The 11,784-nt window shown below is 74.3% G+C and carries 3 protein-coding genes; all 3 read left to right on the top strand.

Going from position 1 to position 11,784, the window contains the following annotated elements; all coding sequences use genetic code 11:
* The first annotated feature begins 132 nt into the window (after positions 1-132).
* The 3 genes from ACFWW9_RS43655 to ACFWW9_RS43665 are packed head-to-tail and all read left to right on the top strand — an operon-like array spanning position 133 to position 11,683.
* Positions 133-9,288, top strand: a complete 9,156-nt coding sequence (locus ACFWW9_RS43655) for an amino acid adenylation domain-containing protein (protein ID WP_390389113.1) — start codon at positions 133-135, stop codon at positions 9,286-9,288.
* On the top strand, positions 9,285-10,451 hold the full coding sequence (locus ACFWW9_RS43660; RefSeq protein ID WP_390389114.1) for a serine hydrolase domain-containing protein: 1,167 nt from the start codon (positions 9,285-9,287) through the stop codon (positions 10,449-10,451). Before ACFWW9_RS43655 ends, ACFWW9_RS43660 begins: the two co-directional genes overlap by 4 nt.
* On the top strand, positions 10,442-11,683 hold the full coding sequence (locus ACFWW9_RS43665) for an MFS transporter (RefSeq protein ID WP_390389116.1): 1,242 nt from the start codon (positions 10,442-10,444) through the stop codon (positions 11,681-11,683). The genes ACFWW9_RS43660 and ACFWW9_RS43665 overlap by 10 nt, the downstream gene beginning before the upstream one ends.
* The last annotated feature ends 101 nt before the right edge of the window (positions 11,684-11,784 follow it).

The following is an 11,784-nucleotide window of genomic DNA, read 5'->3' on the forward strand; positions in this document are numbered from 1 at the left end:
TGGTGGGGGGGGGCGCGGGGGGGGGGGGGGGGGTGGGCCGCGGTGTGGGCGGGGGGGGGGCCCGCCCCCCCCGGGGGGGCCCCCCGCGACACCGGCACCCGGCGCGTCGCGCCGCGGACCGACACCGAACGGGTGCTCGCCGACGTGTGGAGCGGCCTGCTCGGCGTGCCGGACGTGGGCGTGGACGACAACTTCTTCGACCTGGGCGGGGACTCCATCCTCGGGCTCCAGGTCGTGGCGCGGGCCCGTGAGGCGGGCGTGCGGCTGACCGCGCGCCAGACGCTGCTCAAGCACACCATCGCCGAACTCGCCGCCGAGGCCGACTCGGCCGACGCCGCCGCGCCCGTGCACGAGCAGGGCCCGGTCGTCGGCGACGTGCCGCTGACGCCGATCCAGCGGTGGTTCTTCGAGGAGCTGGCCCCCAGCGCCGACCGGTTCAGCCAGTCGGTGTTCCTGGAGCTGACCGAGGACCTGGACGTCGACGCGCTGAAGGCCGCCGTCGCCGCCCTGCCCGCGCACCACGACGCCCTGCGGCTGCGGTTCGAGCGCCACGACGGCGAGTGGGCGCAGCGCAACGCCGAACCCGACGACGTCGACGTGTTCCGCCGCATCGACCTGTCCGGGGTCGACGACGAGGAGGCGGCGGTCCGCGCGGCGACCACGGCCGCGCAGACCGGGTTCGACCTGGCCTCCGGGCCGCTGCTGTGGGTGCTGCTGTTCACCTTCGGGCCGGGACGCCCGGCGCGGCTGTTCCTGGTCGCGCACCACCTGGTGGTCGACGGCGTCTCCATGCGGGTCCTGCTGTCCGACCTGGACACCGGCTACCAGCAGGCCCGCCGGGGCGAGCCGGTCGACCTCGGCCCGAAGACCACGTCGTTCCGCGAGTGGTCCCACCGGCTGCGCGACCACGTGGTGTCCGGCGGGCTGGACCACGAGCTGGAGCGGTGGAGCTTCCCGGCCGACGTCGTGCCGCTGCCGGTCGACGGCGACGGCGTGAACACCGTGGAGTCCATGCGCACCATCTCGGTGCGGCTGGACGCCGACACCACCGCCGCCCTGCTGCGCCGCGTGCCCGAGGTGTACCGCACGCAGGTCAACGACGTGCTGCTCGGCGCGCTGGGCCGGGTGCTGGCCAACTGGACGGGCAGCCGCTCGCTGCTGGTGGAGATGGAGGGCCACGGCCGCGAGGACGTGCTGCCCGGCGTCGACCTGAGCCGCACGGTCGGCTGGTTCACCACCGCCTTCCCGGTGGCGCTGACCGTTCCGGAGGGCCCCGACTGGGGCGGTGTGCTCAAGTCGGTGAAGGAGCAGCTCCGGGCGATCCCCGGCGGTGGCCTCGGCTACGGGGCGCTGCGCCGGTTCGGCAAGCGCGCGCCCGCCGAGGTCCGGCCGCAGATCTCCGTCAACTACCTGGGCCGCATGGACACCTCCACGTCCGGCGACCTGTACCTCGGCTGGTGCGAGCACCCCGGCGGCGTCGAGCGCGTCGCCCAGCAGCGCCGCGCGCACCTGATCGAGCTGACGGGGATCGTCGACGGCGACGAGCTGGAGTTCCGCTGGGCCTACTCGGCGAACGTCCACCAGGCCCGGACCGTGCGGATGCTCGCCGAGGCCGTGCTGATGGCGTTGCGGGAGGTCGTCGCGCACTGCGCCCGGCCGGACGCGGGCGGCGCGACCCCGTCGGACTTCCCGCTCGCGCGGCTCGACCAGTCCACAGTGGACCGGATCGTCGGCGACGGCCGGGACGTCGAGGACGTCTACCCGCTCACGCCGATGCAGAGCGGCATGCTGTTCCACACGCTGGCCGAGTCCACCGACCTGTACACCGGGCGGTTCAGCGCCGTGCTGGCGGGCGTGACCGACCCGATCGCCCTCGCGGACGCGTGGCAGCGGGTCGTGGACCGCACGCCGGTGCTGCGGACCGCCGTGGTGTGGCAGGACGTCGCCGAACCGCTCCAGGTCGTGCACCGCGACACGCCCGTGCCGATCGAGCACCTCGACCTGCGGCACCTGTCGGCCGACCGGCGCGACGAGGTGCTGGCCGAGCGGTGGGAGCGCCGGGAGGACTGGGAGCTGGACCTGGCCCGGCCGCCGCTGATCCGGCTGGTCATCGCCCGGCTGACCGACGACGAGGTGCGGGTCCTCTGGTCGGCCCACCACCTCGTGGTCGACGGCTGGAGCTTCGCGCACGTGCTGTCCGACGTGTTCGAGCAGTACGCCGAGACCACCGGCGCGGCGGCCCGCCGCCCGTTCCGCGACTACGTCGCGTGGCTGGCCGAGCGCGACCGCGCGGAGGCCGAGGCCCACTGGCGCGGCGTGCTGGCCGGGTTCACCGAGCCGACCCCGCTGCCGTTCGACCGCGAACCCCTGCGCGCGCACCGGTCCCAGACCGCGCGGGACGTGCGCGGCAGCCTGCCGGAGGCGCTCGCGACGCGGCTGTACGCCGTGGCCAAGGACGCGCGGATCACGGTGAACACCGTCGTGCAGGGCGCGTGGGCGGTGCTGCTGGAGCACTACGGCGGCCGCGACGACGTGTGCTTCGGCGCGACGGTGTCCGGTCGGCCCGCCGACCTGCCCGGCGCTGAGTCCATCGTCGGGTTGTTCATCAACACCGTGCCCGCCCGGATCGCCGTGCCCGACGACGAGTCGGCGCTGACCTGGCTGGCGCGCGTGCAGCAGGAGCAGGTCGAGTGCCGCCACCACGAGTACCTGTCGCTCGCCGAGATCCAGGCGTGCGGCGAACTCCCGCGCGGCTCGGCGCTGTTCGACAGCATCGTGGTGTTCGAGAACTATCCGTACGACGAGGACGCCGCGACCCGCCACGGGTTGACCGTCCGCGACTACAGCGGTGACGAGCGCACCAACTACGCGCTCACGATCACCGCCGCGGCGGAGGCCGAGCTGCACCTGTCGATCGGGTTCGACCCCGCGCTGTTCGACGAGGCCACCGCCGAGCGGATGCTCGGCCACCTCGTCACGGTGCTCGGCGCGCTCGCGGAGGACCCCGAGGTCCGGGTCGCCGACCTGCCCGTGCTCACCGGGCCGGAACGCGACCTGCTCCTCGGTGGCTGGGGCGGCACGGTCGTGCCCGTCCCGCCGGTCCGCCTCGTGCACGACCTCTTCGCCGACCAGGCGGCGGCCGCCCCCGACGCGGTCGCGGTCGTGTGCGGGGCGGCCACCCTCACGTTCGCGGAACTGGACGCGCGGGCCAACCGGTTGGCGCACCACCTGGTCGGCCTCGGCGTGCGGCCCGGCGGACTGGTCGGCGTGTGCCTGGACCGCGGCCTCGACGCGGTCGTGGCGCTGCTGGCCGTGCTGAAGGCGGGTGGCGCGTTCGTGCCGCTCGCTCCCGACTACCCGGCCGCGCTGCTGGCCGTGATGCTGGAGGACGCCGCGCCCGCCGTGGTGCTGGGGGAGCGGCGGCACGCCGGACTGGTGTCCACTTCGGACACCACCGTCGTGCTGGTCGACGAGGTGGACCTGTCCGGCCTGCCGGAGACCGTGCCGGACACCGCCGTCACCACGGACGACCTGGCCTACGTGGTCTACACGTCCGGCTCGACCGGGCGGCCCAAGGGCGTGATGGTCGAGCACGGCAGCGTGCACCACATGGTCCGGTCGTGGGACGCGCGGTACGGGCTGACCGGCGCGCGGCCCAGGACGCTGTCCGTGTCGAGCTTGTCGGTCGACCTGTTCTTCTCCGACTTCCTGCTGTCGGCGCTGTTCGGCGGCTCGATGGTGGTCGTGCCGTCCGCCGACGTCGCCGACCCCCGCGTCCTGGTCGACCTGCTCGACGAGACCGGCGCGGACGTCATGGTGACCGTGCCCGCACTGGCGAAGGCGCTCGTGCAGGAGGCGGGAGCGCGCGGTCGGCGGCTGACCGGCCTGCGGGTGCTGATGGTCGGCTCGGAGGGCTGGCCCGCGGCGGACTCGCTGGAGGTGCTGGCGGGCGTCGGGCCGGACACGGTGGTCGTGAACGCCTACGGCGCCACCGAGACCACGGTCGACTCGACCGCGTTCCGGGTGACCGCCGACAGCCCGACCGACCGGCCGTTCGTGCCGGTCGGCATCCCGTTGTGGAACACCACCGTGCACGTGGTGGACCGGCACGACCGGCCCGTCCCGGTGGGTGTCGCCGGTGAGGTGCTGATCGGCGGTGACGGCGTGGCCCGCGGGTACTGGGGTCAGCCGGAGCTGTCCGCGCGGCGGTTCACCGACGACCCGTTCCGGCCGGGCGGCCGGGTGTACCGGACCGGCGACGTGGCGCGCTGGCGCACGGACGGGAACCTGGAGTTCGTCGGCCGCGCCGACGACCAGGTGAAGGTGCGCGGCTTCCGCGTCGAACTCGGCCAGGTCGAGTCCGTCCTGGTCCGCCACCCGCAGGTCGACGCCGCCGCGGCGGCCGTGGTCCGCGACGGCGACCACGTCCGGCTCGTCGGCTACCTGGTGTCCACTGTGGACGATATCGACCTGGTGGACCTCAAGGCGCACCTGGCCGCCGGACTGCCCGCGCACGCGGTGCCGACCGCCTTCGTGCGGCTGGACGCGCTGCCGCTGAACCCGAGCGGCACGGTGAACCGCCGGGCGCTGCCGAAGCCCGACGACGTCGGCACGCTCGGCGGCGGCGTCGAGCACGTGCCGCCCCGCACCCGCGTGGAGACGGCGGTCGCGGAGATCTGGGCCGAGGTGCTCGGCCTCGACGAGGTCGGCGTCCTGGACGACTTCTTCGACCTCGGCGGCGACTCGATCCGCAGCATCCGGATCGTGTCGCGGGTCCGGGCCGTGCTGGGCGGATCGCCCTCGCCCCGGCAGCTGTTCGACACCCCGACGATCGAGTCGTTCGCGGCCGCCCTGTCCGCGGAGGACGCCGTCGACGCGGCGATCACCCCGGTCGACCGGTCCGGGCCGCTGCCGCTGTCGTTCGCCCAGCAGCGGCTGTGGTTCCTCAACGACTTCGAGCCTGACAGCACCGAGTACAACACCGTCCTCGGCTACCGGCTGCACGGCGACCTGGACCCGGCCGCGGTGCGCTCCGCGCTGCGCGCGCTGGTGGAACGGCACGAGGCGCTGCGGACCACGTTCTCCGACGTCGACGGCGTCGGCGTGCAGGTGGTCCGGCCCGCGGGCGAGCCCGAGGTCCGCGAGGTCGACCTGATCGACGCCTCGGAAACCGAGGTGGCACAACGGTTGCGCGCGCTGGCGTCGGAGACGTTCGACCTGCGCACCGGGCCGCTGTTCCGCGCCACGCTGGTCAGGGTCGGGCCGCGCGAGCACGTGTTCGCGCTGGTCATGCACCACATCGCCACCGACGGCTGGTCCATGGGCGTGCTCGGCGACGAGTTCGGCGCCTGCTACTCGGCGGCCCTCACCGGCACGGCCGTGGACCTCGCCCCGCTGCCGATCCAGTACGCGGACTACGCGGCCTGGCAGCGGGACCGGCTGTCCGGCCCGGACGTGGACCGGCACCTCGGCTACTGGAGCGAGCGGCTGGCGGGCGTCAGCCCGTTGGCGCTGCCGGTCGACCGGCCCCGACCCGCGATCCGCGAGTCGGCGGGCGCGGTGCGGTTCGTCGACCTGCCGGTCGACGTCGTGGAGGCGCTCAAGGCGCTGGCCCGCGACCGGGGCGCGACGCCGTTCATGGTGCTGCTGGCCGCGACGAAGCTGCTGCTGGCCCGGTACTGCGGGCAGCGGGACATCACCGTGGGCACGGCGTCCTCCGGGCGCGGGCGGACCGAGCTGGAAGGCGTGGTCGGGTTCTTCGTCGACACGGTCGTGCTGCGGTCCGACGTGGACGAGGCGCTGCCCTTCACCGGCCTGCTGGCACGGGTGCGGGACACGGTGCTCGGCGCGTTCACCCACGACGACATCCCGTTCGAGCGGATCGTGGACCTGGTCAGCCCCGAGCGCGACCCCAGCCGCAACCCGCTGGCCGAGGTCATGGTCGTGCTGGACAACACGCCGTCCCGCGCGCCGGACCTGGCGGGCCTGCGGGCCGAGCCGGAGCCGATCGTGGGCGGCGACGTCAGCCACGACCTGACGTTCGACTACTTCGACCGCGACGGCGAGCTGGGGCTGGCCATCGGGTACAGCACCGCGCTGTTCGACGAGTCCACCGTGGACCGGATGGCAGGCCACCTGGTGGACCTGCTGACCTCGGTCGCCGAAGCGCCGGACCGGCCGCTGGTGGACGTGCCGCTGCTGAACGCGGTCGAGCGCCGCCAGGTCGTGGAGGAGTGGAACGCGACCGACCACCCCGAGGAGTGGGAGTCCGTCACGACCGTGTTCGAGCGGCAGGTCGCCGCGACCCCGGACGTGGTGGCGCTGGTCGGGCCGGACGCCACGCTGACGTTCGCCGAGCTGAACGCGCGGGCGAACCGGCTGGCGCACCACCTCGTCGCCCAGGGCGTGGGGCCGGAGGCCGTGGTGGGCATCCGCTGCCCGCGCACCACGGACTTCGTCGTGTCCGTGCTCGCGGTGTGGAAGGCGGGCGCTGCCTACCTGCCGATCGACCCCGAGCTGCCCGCGCGCCGGGTCGAGCTGATGCTCGCCGACGCCGCCCCGGCGCTGGTGCTGACCGGCGGCGAGGACTCCGGCGACGTCCCGTCGACCGACCCGGCGGGCCGGGCTCGCGCGGAGAACCCGGCGTACGTGATCTACACGTCGGGCTCCACCGGCACGCCGAAGGGCGTCGTCGTGGAGCACCGCGGGCTGACGAACCTGTTCCTCGACCACCGCGCCGAACTGGTCCGGTGCGAGGCGAAGGGCCGGATGCGGATGGCCGTGACCGCCGCGTTCTCGTTCGACACGTCGCTGGAAGGCCTGCTGTGGCTGCTCGACGGCCACGAGCTGCACGTGGTCGGCGAGGACCTGCGCCGGGAGCCGGACGAGCTGGTCGACTACATCGCCGGGCGGGAGATCGACGTCCTCGACCTCACCCCGACGTACGCGACCGAGCTGGTGGCCGCCGGGCTGCTGGACCCCGCCCGCCGCGCGCCCAGTGTGCTGATGCTCGGCGGCGAGGCGGTCGGCGAGGCCCTGTGGCGCGACCTGCACGCCAGTACCGCCACCACTGCCTACAACTACTACGGGCCGACGGAGTTCACCGTCGACGCGCTCGGCTGCCGGCTGGCCGACAACGCCCGGCCGGTGATCGGCCGTCCGCTGTGGAACACCCGCGCCTACCTGCTCGACGCGCACCTGCGGCCGGTGCCGGTCGGGGTGGCGGGCGAGCTGTACCTGGCGGGCGTCCAGCTCGCCCGCGGCTACCTGAACCGGCCCGGCCTGACCGCCGGGCGGTTCGTCGCCGACCCGCTCGGCCCCGAGGGCACGCGGATGTACCGCACCGGCGACCTCGGGCGGTGGCTGCCGGACGGGTCGGTCGAGTACCTCGGCCGGTCCGACGACCAGGTGAAGGTGCGCGGGTTCCGGATCGAGCTGGGCGAGATCGAGGTCGTGCTCACCGCGCACCCCGAGGTGGCGCACGTGGCGGCCGTGGTGCGCGACGACTTGGCGGGCGTGCCGCAGCTCGTGGCCTACGTCGTGCCGACCCCCGGAGGCGAGCCGTCCGCGGCGGACCTGCGCGACTTCGCCAAGCGGTCGCTGCCCGCCTACCAGGTGCCCGCGTTCTTCGTGGTGCTCGACCGGATCCCGCTGACGGTCAACGGGAAGGTCGACCGGGCCGCCCTGCCCGCGCCCGACGGCGCGGCGACCGGGACCGTCCACGTCGCCCCGCGCGACGAGACGGAGACGGCGCTGGTCGGCATCTGGGCCGACGTCCTCGGCGTCGACCCGGCCCGGATCGGCGTGGAGGACAACTTCTTCGAACTGGGCGGCGACTCGATCCTGAGCATCCAGGTCGTGGTCAAGGCCCGCCGGTCGGGCGTGCGGTTCTCCTCGAAGGACCTGTTCCTCAACCAGACGGTCGCGCTGCTCGCCCGCGTGGCCACGCCCGACGCGCCGCGCGCGGCGGACCACGCGCCCGTGCACGGCCCGGTCGTGCTCACGCCGATCCAGCGCGACTTCTTCGACGTCTACCGCACGCCGCCGCACCGGCTCACCCAGTCGACCCTGGTCGAGCTGTCGGCCGAGGTGGACGAGGCCGCGCTGCGGACGGCGTTGGAGGCGCTGGTGCGGCACCACGACGCGCTGCGGATGCGTTTCGAGGCGGGCCCGGACGGGTGGCGGCAGCACAACGCGGCTGTGGAGCACGGCGTCCCGCTGCGGCGGGTCGACCTGTCCACGGCGGCCGTGGGCGAACGGCGTGCGGCGGCGGAGAAGGCCGCCGCCGACGCGGAGTCGAGCCTCGACCTCGCCGACGGCCCGCTGCTGGCCGCGCGGCTGATCGACTTCGGTCCCGGAGAACGGCCGTGGCTGTTCGTCACCGTGCACCACCTGGTCGTGGACGCGGTGTCGTGGCGGATCCTCACCGAGGACCTGGAGGAGGCCTACGGCCAGGCGGTCGCCGGGAAGCCGGTGGACCTGGGGGCGAAGACGACCTCGTTCCAGCGCTGGGCGGGCCTGCTCGACGCGCACGTCACCGACGGCGGTGTGGACGACGAGGTCGCCTACTGGTCGGCGCTGCCCGCGTGCGCGCCGCTGCCGGTCGACGGCGACGGGCCCAACATCGCGGGCTCGATCGGCACGGTGTCGGTGTCCCTCACCGCCGCCGAGACGGCCACGCTGCTGCGCGAGGTCCCGGCGCGGTTCCGCACGTCGATCCCGGACGTGCTGCTGACCGCGCTGGCGTCCGCGCTCGGCCGGTGGACCGGCGACTCCAGGGTGGCGATCGACCTGGAGGGCCACGGCCGCGAGGAGATCTTCGACGACGTCGACCTCTCCCGCACGGTCGGCTGGTTCACCTCGGAGTACCCCGTGGTGCTCGACGTGCCGCGAGGGCCGTGGCCCGCCGCCGTGAAGGCGGTGCGGCGGACCCTGCGCGCCGTTCCGGGCAAGGGCCTCGGCCACGGCCTGCTGCGCCGGTTGCGCGGCACGCCGGGGCTGCCGGGCAAGTCCGAGGTGCTGTTCAACTACCACGGCCAGGTCGACGGGTCGGCGTCCGCCGATCCCGGCGCGCTGGTCCACGCGTTCCGCGACCCGATCGGCAGCGAGCAGGACGCGGCCGGACCGCGGACGCACCTGCTGGAGGTCGTCGGCGCCGCGAAGGACGGCGTGCTGGCGTTCGAGTGGTACTTCTCCGGCCACGTCCACGACCCCGCCACCGTCCGGCGCGTGGCGGAGGACTTCCGGGCCGCGCTGCGGTCCGTCGCCGCCCACCTGGAGGAACGATGACGACGGTCGAGACGGACCTCGCCCGGACCGCGCACGCGGCGGGCGTGCCGGGCGCGCAGTTCGCGGTGCGGCTCGGCGGACGGACCGCGGTGAGCCGCACCGGGGACGGGATCGACGCGCACACCGCGTTCCCGTTGGGATCGCTGACGAAGCCGTTCACCGCGGCGTTGGCGGCGCTGCTCGTCCAGGACGGAGACCTCGACCTGGACGAGCGGCACCCGCAGGGGTACACGCTGCGGCAGCTCCTGTCCCACACCGCCGGTCTGGCGTCGAACATCGACGAGGACGTCGAGCACACGGCCGACCGCCGGGCGTGGGTGGCGCGGAACTGCCGCGCCGCCGACCTGGCGTACCCGCCGGGGTTCGCGTTCTCCTACTCCAACATCGGCTACACGGTCGTCGGGCAGCTCGTCGAGGACGCCACCGGCCTGTCGTGGGAGGAGGCGGTCGAGTCGATCCTGCTGCGGCCGCTGGGCATCGAGCCCGGTCCGGTCACCGCCGGGTACTCGCTGACCGGCAAGCGGGTCGAGCACGAGTCCGGGCTGCCGGTGGAAGCGCCGAACGGCGGGCTCGCGCTCAGCGCGTCCGACCTGCTCGCGTTCGCCGTGTTCTGCGCGGACGAGCTGCCCGAGATGTTCCGCGACCAGCTCGACGGCGTGGCGATCGGCCCGTACGGCATGGCCGACGGCTGGGGCCTCGGCTGGGCCGCCTACGGCGACTGGTTCGGCCACGACGGCAACGGCGACGGCACCTCGTGCCACCTGCGGGTCGACCCGCGCACCGGGGACGCGGTCGCGCTGACCACGAACTCCGCGGGCGGGCGACGGCTGTGGGAGGAGCTGCTCCGGCAGCTCGACGTCGCGGTGCCCGACCACTCGACGCCGTCCTCCCCGGCCGTGCCGGGCCACGGCCCGACCGCGTGCGTCGGCCGGTTCGTCAACGGCCCGATGGACTTCACCGTGAGCCGCGCCGCCGACGGCGGACTCGTGATGGCGACGGGGGACCGGTTGGAGTTCCTCGGCGAACTGCGGTTCGTGCTGACCGGCTCCGGCCGGTTCGACGGCCGGTTCCTCCGCGACCCGCGGTCAGGGGAGATAGATCTGGTGCAGGTCGGCGGCAGGCTCGCCCGCCGCGACGACAAGTGGGGTCCTCAGTGGTCGTGACCGATACGCCCGTCCGGTTGTCCCGCAACCGGAACTACAACATCCTGTGGAGCAGCCTGCTCTTCTCGGAGCTGGGCACCGAGATCACGTTCGTCGCGTTCCCCCTGCTCATCCTGGCGCTCGGCGGGTCGGCGTGGCAGATGGGCCTGGTGGCGGCCGCGGTGGCGGCGGCGCACATGGCCGCCAACGTCCCCGCCGGGGTGGTGGCCGACCGGTGGGACCGCAAGCGCGTGATGGTGCTGTGCCAGGCGGTCCGGGTCGTCGGGCTGGCCAGCATCGGGGTGGCGCTGCTGGTGGACGCCTACTCGTTCCCGCACGTCCTGGTGGTCGCGGTGGTCGAGGGCGCGCTCAGCTCGGTGTTCGAACCGGCCGAGCACGCCACGCTGGCGCAGGTCGTGCCGGAGTCGCAGCTCGGCGACGCGGTCGCGCGCAACACCGCGCGCCCGTTCATCGCCACGCTGCTCGGGCCCGCGCTCGCCGGGTTCCTCTTCGCCTGGCACCGCACGATCCCGTTCCTCGCGGACGCGCTGATGCTGGCGTTCTCGTTGGTGGCGCTGCTGTTCCTGCGGCTGCCCGCCCGCACGCCGGTGCCCGCGGAGGAGCGGACCAGCGTCGCCGGTGACCTGGTCGAGGGCGTGAAGTGGCTGCTCGGGCACCGGGTGATCCGCACGACGATGGCGTGGATGGTCCTGGCCAACACGGCGTTCGGCGCGCTCGTCATCGTGGTGATCGCGTCCTCCGGCGAGGAGCAGGTCGGGGCGGGGCAGATCGGGCTCACCATGGCGTGCATCGGCGCGGGCGGGCTGCTCGGCGCGGTGCTCGCGGGGCAGCTGCACTCCCTCCTGCCGCCGTCGGTGATCATCATCGGCTTCACCTGGATCGCCGCGCTGATGACAGCCGTGATGTCCCTGGTGCCCGCCGGGCTGCCGATGGGCCTGCTGCTCGCGGGCGCGGCGCTGTTCGCGCCGGTGGCCAACACCGTCGTCATGACCTACCAGCTCATGGTGACGCCGGACGAGATGCGCGGCAGGCTCAGCGGACTGGCCGGTCTGTGCGCGGGCGGCGCGGCCGTCCTCGGGCCGCTGGTCGGCGGCCTGGTCATGGGCGCGGGCCAGCACACGGCGGTGCTGCTGTGCGCGGCCGGGCTCGCGGTGACCGCGCTCGGCACGACGCTCAGCCCCGTGCTGCGGTCGTTCCCCCGGCTGGTCGCGATCGACGACCCCGAGGAGTAGCGGCGAACTCGTCCGCGACCTCGGCGAGGAACGCCGTGTCGCTGACCAGGTCGCGCCCGCCGCTGATGACGCCGTGCGCGTGCCCGTTCGGCGGGGGATCG

The organism is Umezawaea sp. NPDC059074, from assembly GCF_042738955.1.
GTDB lineage: Bacteria > Actinomycetota > Actinomycetes > Mycobacteriales > Pseudonocardiaceae > Umezawaea.

Coding starts and splice junctions, on each gene's coding strand:
- ACFWW9_RS43660 (WP_390389114.1), top strand. CDS start 9,285: ATGACGACGGTCGAGACGGACCTCGCCCGGACCGCGCACGCGGCGGGC.